Source organism: Edwardsiella piscicida (assembly GCF_001896205.1).
Classification (GTDB): domain Bacteria; phylum Pseudomonadota; class Gammaproteobacteria; order Enterobacterales; family Enterobacteriaceae; genus Edwardsiella; species Edwardsiella piscicida.
In genome coordinates this window covers 283,444-299,173 of record NZ_MPNU01000001.1, presented here as the reverse complement: position 1 = coordinate 299,173, position 15,730 = coordinate 283,444, and the positions used below count along the sequence as shown (strand labels likewise).

Sequence of the window (15,730 nt, the reverse complement as noted above, 5' to 3'; positions counted from 1 at the left end):
AGCACGCTGCCCGATAAGCCCGCTGACGGTTTTACCCGCAAAACCGCCGTTTTTTCCATCCTAGCACAGCTGAAGTGGATAGCGACGGCGCGGCAGTTGAGGCTTTTTCATGTAGCGGAGGGCGGAGGAATGGCGGGGGAGATCGTCAGCATCACGCGACGACGTAGGGGAAGGATCCGGCGCGTAGGCGCTAAAGCGTGCGCCGCAATGGACACCCCCGCGAACGGCGCACTGCGCCCGCGGGGGAGATCGACCGCTATTGGGCGGGCTGAACCACCATCTGGCCGACGCTACCGCGATCGGCCAGCTCCAGGGTTCCACTGTAGAACAGAAACGGAAAGTGTTCGGATGAGGGCTGCGGGAAATAGACCAGCAGCGAGACTTCGCCGTCAACCCAGACGCTGTCTTTCCAGCCGCGATCCTCCACCAGCGGCGGCGCGTTGTTGACGCTTTTCACCAGGAACTGGGCCCCCTGAATGTAGAAAGACTGCGGCGTATCGGCGCGCACCGTCCAACGCTCCCAGGTACCTTGGCGCGCCTGTACATCGATACGCCCCGGATCCCACAGCGCCCCGTTAATCCCCGGACTGGAGGCACTGCCCAGCATGATGCTGCGGTTATTGACGACGTCCCCCTCCGGCAGCGGATCGGCGGCCAGACGCGCCGGCAGGGTATCGGTCATTAGCGGCAGCAGCCCGGTAGGACGCAGGGTCAACACCCGGGTAGACACCAGCATCGACGACGGTTCAAACAGCCCGCGCAGGCGATCCATTATCCCGGCGGCCTCGCCGGCCGTGATAGAGATCTCCTCGCCTTTGCTCATGTCGATCAGCACCTCCCGGCGCTCGCCCGGCGCCAGCGGCAGGGTGTCGGCCTGCAGCGGCGCCGGCAGCAGCCCCTGATCGCTGGCGATCACGAAGAAGGGTCGCCCATCGGAGAGCTGCAGCAGGTAGCGGCGCGCGTTGGAGGCGTTGAGCAGGCGTAGGCGTACCCATCCGCGCGATACCTCAACATAAGGGTCCTGTACGCCATTGACCAGCAGGGTATCGCCCAGAAAACCGCCGGAAGAGGGGGGATCGTATTCGGGAACCCCAAAGTTATCCAGACGCTTGTCCTGCAGGATCAGCGGAAAATCATCCACCCCATAGTGATTCGGCAGCGGTGCATTCTTGCTGTACTGATCCTCCACCAGCCATAGGCCGGCCAGGCCACTATAGACCTGGGGCGCCATATGCCGCGGCGTATCCGCGTGATACCACAGCGTCGCCGCCGCCTGGCGAATGGGCAGAACCGGAGACCAATCGACCCCGGGCGACATCTGGCGCGCGGGCCCCCCGGCCAGAGGGCCGGGCACCAGCAGACCGGCGACCTCCATCGCTACGGACTCGCTCAACCGGTTGCTGTAGATCAGCTTCACATCGTCACCGCTGTGCACCCTGACCGTCGGCCCCAGATATACGCCGTTCACGCCCCAGGTGCCCACTTTGCGCCCCCCCATGAAGGCCCAATGCGTACGCTCCAGCGACAGAAACAGCGGCTGACCGCGGCGTGATTCCAACAACGGCGGCACCGGCAGCACGGCCTGCGCCCCACTCGCCCGAGCCTGTAGCGGCAGTCCGCCGGCGCACAGCGCCAGCCCGGAGGCCTGAATAAACCGACGTCGACTGAGTGACATAACTTCTCCCGTAAATCAAAAATAGCGTCCGGCCAGACCACGCCGACGTCAGGCGCGTTTACCCGCCTGCGCCTCGCGCGCCGCGACTTCGGCATCCAGCTGCTCTATCTTTTCGGCCATCAGGGTACGACAGTGTTCAGCCAGCTCACGCACCTGATCTTTACCCCAGCGGCTGGTATCGATCGGCGGCAGCATCTCCACGATCACCACGCCATTATTCCAGCGATTGAGCTTCACCTTATCGTGGGTGCTGGAGACGCAGATCGGCACGATAGGCACCCCGGCGGCCAGCGCCGCGTGGAATGCCCCGGTTTTAAACGGCATCAGGCCGCGCCCGCGGCTGCGGGTCCCCTCGGGGAACATCCAGAATGAGATGCGACGGGTACGGAACTGCTCCACTACGGCGGCGATGGTATTGTGCGCCTTGGTACGGTTCTTACGGTCGATCAGCAGGTTACCGGTCAGCCAGTACAGCTGCCCAAAGAAAGGGATCCAGGCCAGGCTCTTTTTACCGACGGTCACCGTGTTCGGCTGCACCGCATTCGAGGCGGTCACCATGTCGTAGTTGTTCTGATGGTTGGCGATATAGATAGCGTTGCCATAGGTCGCGGCGTCCGGCGGCAGACGCGTTTCAACCTTCAGGCCAAACAGCGGCGATAAGCGGCCGAACCAGTGGCCAAAGCGCGCGACGTGGCGCGGGTTGCGCGGGCTGAACAGGCAATACAGCGAGCCGACAATGCAGATGACGAGACACAGCAGCGTGATCAGTATGACCCGGAAAATGAATAGCATAACAACCTCATAAACAGAATAGCGGGCCACACGCCCGGCGCGGTCGCCGCGGCGCAGGCCCTCTTCGGCCGCCGCTGGGCGGCCTTGGAATTACGCGTCGCCGTCGGCGTCCAGACGCAGCGACTGCGGCGCATCCACATCCACCCGCTCAATGCGCTGCAGCCCCCGCGGCAGCAGGGTTCCCTTACGCCCGCGTTCGGCGCGGAACTTCTGCAAATCCTGCGGCTTCATCACCAGTTTACGCTTACCGACATGCAGCGTCAGCGATGTCTGCGGCGCCAGCACCAGCAGCCATTTCAGCGTATCCTCACCGGCAGCGGCCTGTGCCGCGGGGATGGAGACGATCTTATTCCCCTTGCCCTTGGAGAGCTGCGGCAGATCGTGCACCGGGAACATCAGCATCCGTCCGGCCTCGGTAATGGCCAATAGCATGTCATCGTCACCGTTAATCTCCAGCGGCGTCAGCACCTTGGCATTTTCCGGCAGCGTCAGCATGGCCTTGCCTGCGCGGTTGCGCGCGACCAGATCGCTAAAGGTGCAGACAAAGCCATAGCCGGCGTCGGAGGCCATCAGCAGCTTCTGATTGTCCGCGGCCATCAGTACGTGTTCGATGGTTGCCCCCGGCGGCGGCGTCAGCTTACCGGTCAGCGGCTCACCCTGCCCGCGCGCCGACGGCAGCGTCAGCGGATCGAGGGCATAGCTGCGTCCGCTGGAGTCGATAAAGACCACCGGCTGGTTGCTCTTGCCGCGCGCGGCGGCGCGGAAAGCGTCGCCGGCCTTATAGTTCAGCCCGCTCGGATCAATATCATGCCCCTTGGCGCTGCGCACCCAGCCCCCTTCAGACAGGACGATGGTCACCGGTTCGCTCGGGACAAAGTCGTGCTCGCTCATCGCCCGCGCTTCAGAACGCTCTTGCAGCGGCGAACGCCGTGCGTCGCCGTACGTTTCGGCATCCGCCATGATCTCTTTCTTGATCAGCGTGCCCAGCTTACGCTCGGAGGCCAGCAGCGTCTGCAGGCGATCCCGCTCCTGCGCCAGCGCGTCCTGTTCGCCCCGGATCTTCACCTCTTCCAGACGGGCCAGGTGACGCAGCTTGAGCTCCAGAATCGCCTCAGCCTGGGTATCGCTGAGGCCAAAGCGCGCCACCAGCACCGGCTTGGGCTCATCCTCGCTGCGGATGATGTGGATCACCTCGTCGATATTCAAAAACGCGCACAGCAGACCCTCTAGAATATGCAGGCGCTTCAGCACCTTCTCCAGACGGTAGTTCAGGCGGCGACGCACCGTCTCACGGCGGTAGCTCAGCCACTCGCTGAGGATCTCACGCAGATCTTTCACCGCCGGACGCCGATCCAGACCGATCATGTTCATGTTGATACGGTAGCTTTTTTCCAGATCGGTGGTGGCGAACAGGTGATTCATCAGCTGATCGAGATCGACTCGGTTCGAGCGCGGTACGATCACCAGACGGGTCGGGTTTTCATGATCCGACTCATCGCGCAAATCGTCGACCATCGGCAGCTTCTTCGCGCGCATCTGGCTGGCTATCTGCTCCAGCACTTTGGCGCCGGAGGTCTGATGCGGCAGCGCGCTGATCACGATCTCGCTCTCTTCTTTGCGCCATACCGCCCGCATGCGTACCGATCCGCGACCGGTGCGGTAGATCTTACGGATCTCGTCACGCGGCGTGATGATTTCTGCCTCGGTCGGGAAATCCGGCCCCTGAATGTGCGTCAGCAGATCGTCCAGCGAGCTCTGCGGATTGTCCAGCAGAGCCACCAGCGCCGCCGCGACCTCACGCGCGTTGTGCGGTGGAATATCCGTCGCCATGCCGACCGCGATGCCGGTCGTGCCGTTCAGCAGGATATTGGGCAGCCGCGCCGGCAGGAATTTCGGCTCCTGCAGCGTGCCGTCGAAGTTGGCGACATAGTCCACCGTGCCCTGACCCAGTTCGCTGAGCAAAATCTCCGCGTAGCGCGACAGACGTGACTCGGTATAACGCATCGCCGCGAACGATTTCGGATCGTCCGGCGCCCCCCAGTTCCCCTGCCCATCCACCAGCGGATAGCGATAGGAGAAGGGCTGCGCCATCAGCACCATCGCCTCATAGCAGGCGCTGTCGCCGTGGGGGTGGTACTTACCCAGCACGTCACCGACGGTGCGCGCCGACTTTTTAAATTTTGCGCTGGCGGATAGCCCCAGCTCAGACATCGCATACACGATGCGGCGCTGAACCGGCTTCAGCCCGTCGCCGATAAAGGGCAACGCGCGATCCATGATGACGTACATGGAGTATTGCAGATAGGCGTCTTCAGTAAACGCATGGAGCGCTACACGCTCACTGTTGTCATGAGTCAGATCGCTCATTGGTCATCCTCTGGACGCGGCCACTGTCCCGCAGGACAGACGATCGCAGTAAAATCATGCAATGGCCGCGATAGTAACGTATTTTTTGTCCGACTGTCACAGCGCGTCGCGCAGGGCGGCGCCGTTTAAGGAGAAAACAGAACAGGCCACCCGCGGGCAGCCTGTCGGATGTATGGCGGGATGCGTCACACGTCCAGCTCAGCCAGATTGCCGTTTTCCTGCAGCCAGTTGCGGCGATCTTCGGCGCGCTTTTTGGCCAGCAGCATATCCATGACGGCAACGGTACGCTCCATATCCTCATCCTCAATGGTCAGCTGTACCAGACGGCGAGTATTGGGATCCAGCGTGGTTTCACGCAGCTGCAGCGGGTTCATCTCGCCCAGCCCTTTAAAGCGCTGTACGTTGGGTTTGCCTTTCTTGCGTTTCAGCTGCTCCAGCACCCCGGCCTTCTCTTCCTCGCTCAGGGCGTAGAACACCTCTTTGCCGAGATCGATACGGTACAGCGGCGGCATCGCGACATAGACGTGACCCGCCTGCACCAGCGGGCGGAAATGGCGAACGAACAGCGCGCACAGCAGCGTGGCGATATGCAGTCCATCCGAATCCGCATCGGCCAGGATACAGATTTTGCCGTAGCGCAGCTGGCTGAGGTCATCGCTGTCCGGATCGATACCGATAGCGACCGAAATATCGTGCACCTCCTGCGACGCCAGCACCTCATCGGAAGAGACCTCCCAGGTATTCAGGATCTTTCCCTTCAGCGGCATGATCGCCTGATATTCACGATCGCGCGCCTGCTTAGCCGAGCCGCCCGCCGAATCCCCTTCGACCAGGAACAGCTCGGTGCGGTTCAGATCCTGAGCGCTGCAGTCCGCCAGCTTACCCGGCAACGCGGGCCCGCTGGTCAGCTTCTTACGCACCACCTTCTTTGCCGCGCGCATGCGGCGCTGGGCGCTGTTGATCGCCAGCTCGGCCAGCAGCTCAGCCGACTGCACGTTTTGGTTCAGCCACAGGCTAAAGGCATCTTTGACCACCCCGGAGACGAAGGCAGCGCATTGGCGTGAGGAGAGACGCTCTTTGGTCTGCCCGGCAAACTGCGGATCCTGCATTTTAACCGACAGCACATAGGCGCAGCGCTCCCAGATGTCGTCGGCGGTCAGCTTGACGCCGCGCGGCAGCAGGTTACGGAACTCGCAGAATTCACGCATCGCATCCAGCAGCCCCTGACGCAGGCCGTTAACGTGGGTTCCGCCCTGCGGGGTCGGTATCAGGTTAACGTAGCTCTCCGTCAGCAGCTCCCCGCCCTCCGGCAGCCACAGCAGCGCCCAGTCGACCGCCTCGGTATCGGAGGCAAAGGTACCGGTAAACGGCTGCTCCGGCAGCGTCACCAGCCCATTGACCGACTCCATCAGATAGTCGGTCAGACCATCCTGATAGCACCAGCGCTGTTCGCTGCCGTTGACCAGATCGCGGAACAGGATCTCCACGCCGGGACACAGCACCGCTTTCGCCTTCAGCAAATGGGTCAGACGCGAAACCGAGAAGCGGGCGGAGTCAAAGAACTGCGCATCGGGCCAGAAGTGTACGCTGGTGCCGGTATTACGCCGCCCCACCGTGCCGCTGACGTGCAGATCCTCCACCTTTTCACCGTTTTCAAACGCCATCTGATAGATCTGGCCATCGCGGCGTACGCTCACTTCGACCCGGCGGGACAGGGCGTTGACTACCGAAATCCCCACGCCGTGCAGGCCGCCGGAAAACTGGTAGTTCTTGTTGGAGAATTTTCCCCCGGCGTGCAGGCGGCACAGGATCAGCTCAATGGCCGGAACGCCCTCCTCCGGGTGGATGTCGACCGGCATCCCGCGCCCGTTATCGATCACCTCGAGCGACTGATCGGGGTGCAGGATCACCTCAATACGCGTCGCGTGACCGGCCAGCGCCTCATCAACGCTGTTATCGATCACTTCCTGTCCCAAATGGTTGGGGCGGGTGGTATCGGTATACATTCCCGGACGGCGGCGCACGGGTTCAAGACCGCTGAGCACCTCAATGGCGTCAGCGTTATAGCTGGATTGCGTCATCTTATGATTCGTAAAAGTAGATGTTTATCAATCAGATGGGAAAAGCAGGGGAGACCGTTAGCGCATCCCCTGCTTTACCCACCCGTCGGTATCGGCCGGTGGCGCGCTATTCCGCGCTCAGCCCCAAAAAGTCTATGATTTGCGGGAAAAAGCGCTCAATCCCGACGAAGGCGTGATTGCCACCCTCTTCAATGGTCTGGCGGCATGGCGTGTAGTAGGTCACGGCCTGGCGGTAATCCAGTACTTCGTCGCCGGTCTGCTGCAGCAGCCAGATCAGATCCGGTGACTCCAGAGGGTCCACCTGCATCACCTTCAAATCAAAGACGTGGCGTGACTCTAGCACATATTGTTGCCCGGTGTAGGGGTTCTCATTCTGCCCCAAAAAGTCCAGCAACAGCTCAAAGGGCTTTACCGCCGGGTTAATGACCACCGCCGGCAGGGTGAAGCACTGGGAAAGCCAGGTGGCATAGTACCCCCCAAGAGAGGAGCCTACCAGCCCCAGGGGACGCCCCGCGCGCTCCATCACCAGCTCCTCCAGCATCTGCGCCGCATCGGCGGGGTACGGCGGCAGCTGCGGGATCAGCATGGTTATCTGTGGGTGGTGCTCGGCCAGCCAGCGCTGCAGCGCCGTCGCTTTGGCAGAGCGGGGAGAACTGTTAAAACCGTGAAGATAGAGAAGAGTAGGCATTATCAATAGCCGTCTGCGTCCAAATCCGGCCTGAACTCACTGCTGGCCAGGCGATGCACCGCCGTGGTCACACGCCCGTCAGGATACAGGGTCAGATAGCGCCAGCCCGGAGAAATGGTATCAATGGTAAAATTAGTGCACAGCGGTTTGAACTGAACGCAGGTCGACGGCGTCGCCAGCAGGCGGCAGCCGTTCCAGTCCAGATCCAGCTCCTGATGAATGTGGCCGCACACCAGCGTGTTGACCTGGGGATAGCGCCGCAGGATCTCATCCAACGCGTGCGCATTGCGCAGACTGTGCTGATCCAGCCAGGTACAGCCTGAAGGTAGCGGATGATGATGCAGCAGCAGCATCGTGTGGCGCTGCGGTTCACTGACCAGCGTCTGCTCCAGCCACTCGAGCTGATAATCGCTCAGCTCGCCGTGCGGCACGCCAACGACCTGGCTGTCCAGCAATACGATCTGCCAGCGGTCCCCCAGCAGAGCCCGCTTGTTTGCGTGTACACCGGCCTGCGCCAACGCGTCGACCATCGCTGGCTGAAAATCATGATTCCCCGGCAGCCACAGGCAGGGCCTGTGCAGCGCGGCAACACCCGCGGCGAAATGCTGATAGGCGGCAGCGGAGTGATCCTGCGCGAGGTCTCCCGTCGCGACGATAAGATCGAACGGATGCGCCTCGGCGCGGATCGCCGCCAGCACGGCCTGATAGCTGCGGTAGGTATTGACCCCCAGCAGGGTCTCTTGCTGCCCTGCAAATAGGTGGGTATCAGTAATTTGCAATATTCTGACCGGCGCCCCACTCGCTACGGCCAGATGAAACAGGCTTTCCAAATAACGTCCTTTATGACTTGAGTCTGTCAGAACCTGCAAAACGGCGGTTACACGGCTAAATCGAAATGAACAGTTAAAAAAACGCTCGGCATACGCGCCACCCCGGCGTCTGCGCCCCCCCCTGCGGAGCATCCGTTTGCCGAAATCCAGTTAATTTGATGCTTTTCATCGCACTGATGCAACTTTTTATTCGGGTTATCATAACGTGCTTTAAATCGGGAGATCTGCTGTATTGCACACAATTCCATAACACGGTATGCGCGCCATTGCGTCGCCGGCAACGCGCCGGGACAGAGGCTGTCGGCCACGGCAGAGAGTCGCGTTAATGGTATCGGCTCTCGCGCCGGTCCGGCAATCCCCCGAGAGTCTGAATTTTTACAGATCCGTACGCTCGCCGTCCGCTCAGGCCCACTGCGCCCGCAAACGCGAATGATTCAGCGCCAGCCACTGCAGGGCGATCACCGACGCCGCGTTGTCGATGACCCCCTGTTCGACCCAGCGGTATGCCTGCTCACGGCTGACCACGTGGACGCGAATATCCTCATGCTCCTCCGCCAGTCCATGCACCCCGGATGCCGTGGCCGCATCAACCTCACCGACCACAATGGACAACCGCTCGCTGGTGCCTCCCGGGCTGGCCAAATAGCTCAGCACCGGCTGACAGCGCCCCACGGTGATCCCGGCCTCCTCCTGCGCTTCACGTCGGGCCACCTGCTCTACGCTTTCACCCACCTCAATCATCCCCGCGACCATTTCCAACAGCCAGGGTGTGCGGCTGCTGGTGTAGGCGGGCATCCGCAGCTGTTCAATCAATACCACTTCATCGCGGCGCGGATCATAAGGCAGCAGCACCGCCGCATGACCGCGCTCAAAGACCTCGCGCACCACTTCGCCGCTCATTTCGCCGTTAAACAGACGGTGACGGAAACGGTAGCGATCGAGTGAAAAAAAACCACGGTAGCAGGTTTCCCGTGCAATAATTTCCACATCATCTTTACCGAAGGTGACGGGGCTGGGTTTGTCGACACACATAACGTAATATCCTTACTGATTGAAAGAGCACCGGACCTGAACCTAAGTAAGTCGTACACTTTAACGAGACGGTTAGCGCTCTTAAACTTGGATGATTTAGCAAGAATGGCACATTCGGCCACCCGTCCCAGAGGACGCTCTCTGGTAAAATTAGCAGTCTAAGACGTTAGGTCTGTGCCACGCTAACCATATTTTCTGCATAACAAGGAATGCAAATGAAGAAACTGCTCCCTCTTCTTATTGGCCTAAGCCTCAGTGGCTTCAGTGCATTAAGTCAGGCAGAAAACCTGATGCAGGTATATCAGCAGGCCAAAGAAAGCAACCCGGATCTCCGTCAGGCCGCCGCTAACCGCGACGCTGCGTTTGAAAAGATCAATGAGTCCCGCAGCCCGCTGCTGCCGCAGCTGGGGCTGGGCGCTGACTATACCTATACCAACGGCTTTCGCGACAGCAGCGGCCTGAACTCAAATAATTACGGGGCGAGCCTGGCGCTGACGCAGACAATCTTCGATATGTCCAAATGGCGTCAGCTCTCGCTGACTGAAAAGCAGGCCGGGATTCAGGATGTCTCCTATCAGTCCTCTGAACAGACGCTGATGCTGAATACTGCCACCGCCTACTTTAACGTGCTGCGCGCCATCGATCAGCTGACGTATACCGAAGCCAACAAACAGGCGATTTACAATCAGCTCGATCAGACAACCCAGCGCTTCAACGTCGGCCTGGTGGCCATTACCGACGTACAGAACGCCCGCGCGCAGTACGATCAGGTGCTGGCCCAAGAGGTCAGCGCACGCAACAATCTGGATAACTCGCTGGAGGCCCTGCGCCAGATCACCGGTCAGTACTATCCACAGCTCTCCGCCCTGAATATCGATCGCTTCAGCACCAAGCGCCCTGACGATGTGAAAGCGCTGCTGCAAGAGGCAGAGAAGCGCAACCTGCAGCTGTTAAGCGCCCGTCTGAGCCAGGACCTGGCGCGTCAGCAGATCAAGTATGCCGAAACCGGCTATATGCCGACCCTGAACCTGACGGCCTCCACCGGCGTCAGCAATACCGACTATAACTCCCTCTCCAACGCGCAGAAAGAAACGCTGCGGGGTGGCAACGGTAGCAGCTATCAGGGACAGAACACCGTGGGCCTGAGCTTTAACCTGCCGCTGTACTCCGGCGGCGCCACCAACTCACAGGTGAAACAGGCGCAGTACAACTTTGTCGGCGCCAGCGAGGCCCTGGACAGCGCCCACCGCAGCGTGGTGCAGAATGTCCGCTCCTCCTTCAACAACATCTCTGCCGCCATCAGCGGCGTATCGGCCTATAAGCAGGCCGTGGTCTCAGCCCAAAGCTCTTTGGACGCCACCCAGGCCGGCTATCAGGTGGGTACCCGCACCATCGTTGATGTGTTGAACGCCACCACGGCGCTGTACAACGCCAAGCAGAACCTGGCCAACGCGCGCTATGACTACCTGATCAGCCAGCTGAACATCAAGTATGCGCTGGGCACGCTCAACCAGAACGATCTGCTGGCGCTCAACGGCGATCTGAGTAAACCAGTCCCGACGGCGGCCGACAGCATTGCCCCTGACGATGCGGCCCAGGCCGCCAAAGCCAATGGACCGATCCCCGGCGGCGGCGTACGCTAAATAGCGGCGGCGCAAACGACAAAAGATAAAAAAGGGCGGATTTTCCGCCCTTTTTTTTCAACGTCGCCGCGCGATTACAATAAATCCTGCTGGGCAACGCCCTGCGGAGTATGCATTCGCGCCTCATAGGCGTGCGCCTTCGTACGATCGAACTGATGCTCCCACTTGGCTACCACCAGTACGGCCAATGCGTTGCCCACCACATTCAGCGCCGTGCGCGCCATATCCAGAATCCGATCGACCCCGGCAATAAAGGCCAGTCCCTCCAGCGGGATACCGACGCTGCCCAGCGTCGCCAGCAGCACCACAAACGAAACGCCGGGGACGCCAGCGATGCCTTTCGAGGTCACCATCAGGGTCAGCACCAGGATGATCTCCTGACCGAGCGACAGCTGAATACCGTACAGCTGGGCGATAAAGATCGCGGCGATGCTTTGGTATAGCGTCGAGCCATCCAGATTAAACGAATAGCCCGTCGGCACCACAAAGCTGGTGATCGACTTCGGCGCGCCATAGGCCTCCATCTTTTCCATAATGCGCGGCAGCACGGTTTCGGAGCTGGCGGTGGAGTAGGCAAGGATCAGCTCATCTTTCAATATCACGATTAGCGTCCAGATACGCAGGTGGCACAGGCGAGCTACGGTGCCTAACACCACCAGGGCAAAAAACAGGATCGCCGCGTAGACCAGCAGCACCAGCTTGGCCAGCGGGATCAGCGAAGCAAAGCCAAAGTTAGCCACCGTTACCGAGATCAGGCCAAAGACCCCGATCGGGGCATAGCGCATGATCATATGGGTTACTTTAAACATGCTTTCGGAAACCGCACGGAACACCCGCAGCAGCGGCTCCTTATGATCTGCCGGCAGAGAAGAGAGCCCCAGGCCAAACAGCACCGAGAAAAAAATAATCGGCAGGATCTCGCCCTTTGCCATGGCAGAGAACAGGTTTGCCGGTATCAGGGCCAGCAGCGTACCGACCAGGCTGTGTGCCCCGCTCTGCACCTGCTCGGTGGTCCGCTCATACTGTGAAATATCGACCGCCGCCAGATGGCTCATATCGACGCCCAGGCCCGGCTGAAACAGGTTAGCCAGCGTAATTCCCACGACGATGGCCACCGTGGTGATCAGCTCGAAATAGAGGATTGTCTTCAGGCCAATGCGTCCCAGCTTTTTCGCATCGCCGACGCCGGCAATCCCGACGATCAGCGTCGAGATAACAATCGGGATAACAATCATCTTAATCAGGCGAATAAAAATATCGCCTGCGGGCCCCAGCACGTTGCTGACCAGCCACTGGCGCGACTCGGTTTGATCATGCAGCGCCGCGCCCACCGCAATCCCTAAAATCAGTGCAATGACAATCTGCCACGCCAGGGTCAATGTAAATCGCTTCATCACGCTATAACCTCATTCTTATTGGGCGCCGCAGCGCCCTTTTTTATCTCTTGCCACTTCCCGACGGCGATTACCCGCCACAGCCTGTCCCGCTGTACGTCGCACACATAGAGGGATAAGCATAATTTATGCCACCAAACGGCATATCACTCCAGATGGCGATAATTCAACCTGAATAAAAGAACAATATGCTGTTATATAGCCAATAATTCGCCGGTGAATAAAACCAGAGGCAATCTTAACGATAGCGCAACGCGCCATGACCCCCGATGGCCCTTCTCTCCTCGACGCGGTATCTCACACGCACTAATTTGGGGCGCTAAGTTGGTGCAGTGCACTGTCGTTCAGCACGCGCTCGCTTCATCCGGGCATTCTCCGTGGTGCGCTGCCGCGCTGCGCTTTATTACGTGATCGTACGCGCAAAAAATGCACAACTCGCTAACCGAGGCTAAAATTAACTCTATATTGACATATCATTAACATCGGCGCGGAGACGCAGCATGAGCCAGATCCATACCTACCCTGTTCCGGCGGATATTGCCCGGCATGCCTTTATCAATGCGGAAATGTATCGTGAAATGTATCTGGCCTCTGTCGAGGACCCCGAGGCGTTCTGGGCGGAGCAGGGACAGATCATCAGCTGGATAACCCCCTATAGCCGGGTTAAGAATACCTCCTTCGATCCAGGCCATATCAATATCCGTTGGTTTGAGGATGGCACCCTCAACCTGGCGGCCAACTGCCTGGATCGCCATCTGGCCGAACGCGGCGAACAGACGGCCATCATCTGGGAGGGCGACGATCCGCAGGAGAGCCGCAGAGTAACCTATCGCCAGCTGCACGGTGAGGTGTGCCGCTTCGCCAACGTGCTGAAATCACTGCAGGTAGAAAAGGGCGACGTCGTCGCGATCTATATGCCCATGGTGGTCGAGGCGGCGGTTGCCATGCTGGCCTGCGCGCGAATTGGCGCCGTACACTCGGTGATCTTCGGTGGCTTCTCCCCAGAGGCGGTTGCCGGGCGCATTATCGACTCCGGAGCCAAACTGGTGATCACGGCAGATGAAGGGGTTCGCGCCGGGCGAACCATTCCACTCAAGCGCAACGTCGACGAAGCGCTGCAGCATCCTCAGGTCAACAGCGTGCACCATGTCGTGGTATTCCGCCGTACCGGCGGCGCCGGCGAATGGGACAGCGGCCGCGATCGTTGGTGGCATGAGCTGATGGCCCAGGCCGATGAACACTGCCCCGCGGTGGAGATGAACGCCGAAGATCCGCTGTTTATTCTGTATACCTCCGGATCGACCGGTAAACCGAAGGGCGTACTGCACAGTACCGGCGGCTATCTGGTATACGCGGCGACCACCTTTAAGTATGTGTTTGACTACCATCCCGGCGATATTTACTGGTGTACGGCGGACGTCGGCTGGGTCACCGGCCACAGCTATCTGCTGTATGGCCCCTTGGCCAACGGCGCCATAACGCTGATGTTTGAGGGGGTCCCCAACTATCCCGGCATTAATCGCCTCAGCCAGATCGTAGACAAGCATCAGGTCAATATTCTGTATACCGCGCCGACGGCGATCCGTGCGCTGATGGCAGAGGGGCAGCGCGCCGTCGCCGACACCCAGCGGACCTCGCTGCGCATAATGGGATCGGTCGGTGAGCCGATCAACCCCGAGGCCTGGGAGTGGTATTACCATACCATCGGCAACGGCCACTGCCCGATCATGGATACCTGGTGGCAGACCGAAACCGGCGGCTTTATGATCACCCCACTGCCCGGAGCCACCGTGCTTAAAGCCGGATCGGCCACCCGCCCCATTTTTTGGCGTACAGCCCGCCCTGGTCGATAACAGCGGGGAGATCCTGGAGGGCGCCAGTGAAGGCAATCTGGTGATCCTGGACTCTTGGCCCGGGCAGGCTCGTACGCTGTTTGGCGCCCATGAGCGCTTTGAACAGACCTACTTCTCCACCTTTAAGGGGATGTATTTCAGCGGCGACGGTGCCCGACGTGACGAAGACGGCTATTACTGGATAACCGGTCGCGTCGACGATGTACTCAACGTCTCAGGACACCGCCTGGGCACAGCGGAGATCGAATCTGCGCTGGTCGCGCACCCGAAGATCGCCGAGGCGGCCGTCGTCGGGATCCCCCACAGCATTAAAGGGCAGGCAATCTATGCCTATATCACGCTGAACGTAGGCGAGGAACCATCGCCCGCGCTGTACGCCGAGGTCCGAGACTGGGTACGTAAAGAGATCGGTCCCATCGCCACACCGGATATCCTGCACTGGACCGATGCGCTGCCCAAAACTCGCTCCGGCAAGATCATGCGCCGCATCCTGCGCAAAATTGCCAGCGGCGATATCAGCAATCTGGGCGATACCTCTACGCTGGCCGATCCTGGCGTCGTAGAAAAACTGCTGGAGGAGAAACAGGCTATGCAGCCGCGTTAACGTCGCTTACGGCGGGGAAGCGCGCTCCGCCTCATTCATAACACCGCACAGGCCAATATTATCGGCTACGGTACGAGGAGTCTTTATGCACAACGAACTGGCTAATCCCGCGCCGCTGGGGCTAATGGGATTCGGAATGACCACGGTGCTGCTCAATATGCACAATGCAGGCATATTCGCACTGGATGCGATGATCCTCGCAATGGGGATCTTTTTTGGCGGGCTAGCGCAGATCTTCGCCGGACTGCTGGAGTTTCGCAAGGGCAATACCTTCGGGCTGACCGCCTTTACCGCCTACGGCGCATTCTGGCTCACGCTGGTTACCCTACTGTTATTGCCTAAAATGGGGCTGGCGGATGCCGTCACGCCGCCGTCGCTGGCGGCCTATCTGGCGCTATGGGGGATCTTCACGCTCTTCATGTTCTTTGGCACCCTGCGCGCTAACCGGGCACTGCAGTTTGTCTTTGCCAGCCTCACCCTCCTGTTTTTTATGCTGGCCTACGGCAATCTGACCGGTAATGCGGGTTTGCTCCATATCGCCGGCGTTGAAGGGATTATCTGTGGCGCCAGCGCCATCTACCTGGCCATGGCCGAGGTGATCAATGGCCAGCTCGGCCGCTGCGTGCTGCCCATCGGAGAGCCCCGCTAACGCGCGTGGGTGCGCCAAAGATCAAAAGCCGCCGGGCGGATAAACCCAAGGCCCCCGGCTTTCAGACGTCGCTTCCTCGACGCCCCGTCCTGTTCCACGGCCGTTGACGATGGGGATGCTGT

The 15,730-nt window shown here is 60.0% G+C and carries 10 protein-coding genes and 2 pseudogenes; 3 read left to right on the top strand and 9 right to left on the bottom strand.

The window, feature by feature from the left end:
• Positions 1-256: 256 nt before the first annotated feature.
• From ftsP to nudF, 8 genes and pseudogenes are all read right to left on the bottom strand, one after another.
• Positions 257-1,675 carry a cell division protein FtsP gene (gene ftsP / locus BRD58_RS01325; RefSeq protein ID WP_012847077.1) on the bottom strand — a complete coding sequence of 473 codons (1,419 nt, stop codon included), beginning with the start codon at positions 1,673-1,675 and terminating at the stop codon, positions 257-259.
• Positions 1,676-1,723: 48 nt separating this feature from the next.
• Positions 1,724-2,467 carry a 1-acylglycerol-3-phosphate O-acyltransferase gene (locus tag BRD58_RS01320; protein ID WP_015460719.1) on the bottom strand — a complete coding sequence of 248 codons (744 nt, stop codon included), beginning with the start codon at positions 2,465-2,467 and terminating at the stop codon, positions 1,724-1,726.
• A gap of 90 nt (positions 2,468-2,557) precedes the next feature.
• A complete protein-coding gene (gene parC, locus BRD58_RS01315; RefSeq protein ID WP_012847075.1) occupies positions 2,558-4,834 on the bottom strand; it encodes a DNA topoisomerase IV subunit A in 2,277 nt (758 codons plus the stop codon).
• Between the two features lie 185 nt (positions 4,835-5,019).
• Positions 5,020-6,915 (bottom strand): DNA topoisomerase IV subunit B, encoded by a 1,896-nt coding sequence (gene parE, locus BRD58_RS01310; protein ID WP_012847074.1) that lies wholly within the window; start codon positions 6,913-6,915, stop codon positions 5,020-5,022.
• A 106-nt stretch (positions 6,916-7,021) separates the two neighbouring features.
• The gene (gene yqiA / locus BRD58_RS01305; protein WP_015460716.1) at positions 7,022-7,603 is read right to left on the bottom strand and encodes an esterase YqiA; all 582 of its coding nucleotides are present in this window, start codon (positions 7,601-7,603) and stop codon (positions 7,022-7,024) included.
• A gap of 2 nt (positions 7,604-7,605) precedes the next feature.
• On the bottom strand, positions 7,606-8,433 hold the full coding sequence (gene cpdA / locus BRD58_RS01300) for a 3',5'-cyclic-AMP phosphodiesterase (protein WP_073381419.1): 828 nt from the start codon (positions 8,431-8,433) through the stop codon (positions 7,606-7,608).
• 47 nt (positions 8,434-8,480) lie between these two features.
• Positions 8,481-8,690: pseudogene (locus tag BRD58_RS18340) on the bottom strand (DUF1249 domain-containing protein); the annotation flags it as partial.
• Positions 8,691-8,835: 145 nt separating this feature from the next.
• Entirely contained in the window at positions 8,836-9,465 is a 630-nt protein-coding gene (gene nudF, locus BRD58_RS01290; protein ID WP_012847070.1) for an ADP-ribose diphosphatase, read from the bottom strand.
• A 215-nt stretch (positions 9,466-9,680) separates the two neighbouring features.
• Between nudF and tolC the strand changes: the two genes are divergently transcribed.
• A complete protein-coding gene (gene tolC, locus BRD58_RS01285; protein WP_012847069.1) occupies positions 9,681-11,108 on the top strand; it encodes an outer membrane channel protein TolC in 1,428 nt (475 codons plus the stop codon).
• Between the two features lie 74 nt (positions 11,109-11,182).
• On the opposite strand, the gene gltP is transcribed toward tolC, so the two are convergent.
• Complete coding sequence (gene gltP, locus BRD58_RS01280; protein WP_015460712.1) at positions 11,183-12,502, bottom strand: glutamate/aspartate:proton symporter GltP; 1,320 nt, start codon at positions 12,500-12,502, stop codon at positions 11,183-11,185.
• Between the two features lie 500 nt (positions 12,503-13,002).
• Here gltP and acs point away from each other — a divergent pair.
• A pseudogene (acs, locus tag BRD58_RS01275) lies at positions 13,003-14,959 on the top strand (acetate--CoA ligase).
• An 85-nt stretch (positions 14,960-15,044) separates the two neighbouring features.
• Complete coding sequence (gene satP / locus BRD58_RS01270; protein WP_012847065.1) at positions 15,045-15,608, top strand: acetate uptake transporter; 564 nt, start codon at positions 15,045-15,047, stop codon at positions 15,606-15,608.
• Positions 15,609-15,730 lie beyond the last annotated feature (122 nt).

Bases quoted from the DNA above. Each gene is read 5' to 3' on its own strand.
- ftsP (WP_012847077.1), bottom strand. From the start codon at position 1,675: ATGTCACTCAGTCGACGTCGGTTTATTCAGGCCTCCGGGCTGGCGCTG.
- BRD58_RS01320 (WP_015460719.1), bottom strand. From the start codon at position 2,467: ATGCTATTCATTTTCCGGGTCATACTGATCACGCTGCTGTGTCTCGTC.
- parC (WP_012847075.1), bottom strand. From the start codon at position 4,834: ATGAGCGATCTGACTCATGACAACAGTGAGCGTGTAGCGCTCCATGCG.
- parE (WP_012847074.1), bottom strand. From the start codon at position 6,915: ATGACGCAATCCAGCTATAACGCTGACGCCATTGAGGTGCTCAGCGGT.
- yqiA (WP_015460716.1), bottom strand. From the start codon at position 7,603: ATGCCTACTCTTCTCTATCTTCACGGTTTTAACAGTTCTCCCCGCTCT.
- nudF (WP_012847070.1), bottom strand. From the start codon at position 9,465: ATGTGTGTCGACAAACCCAGCCCCGTCACCTTCGGTAAAGATGATGTG.
- tolC (WP_012847069.1), top strand. From the start codon at position 9,681: ATGAAGAAACTGCTCCCTCTTCTTATTGGCCTAAGCCTCAGTGGCTTC.
- gltP (WP_015460712.1), bottom strand. From the start codon at position 12,502: ATGAAGCGATTTACATTGACCCTGGCGTGGCAGATTGTCATTGCACTG.
- satP (WP_012847065.1), top strand. From the start codon at position 15,045: ATGCACAACGAACTGGCTAATCCCGCGCCGCTGGGGCTAATGGGATTC.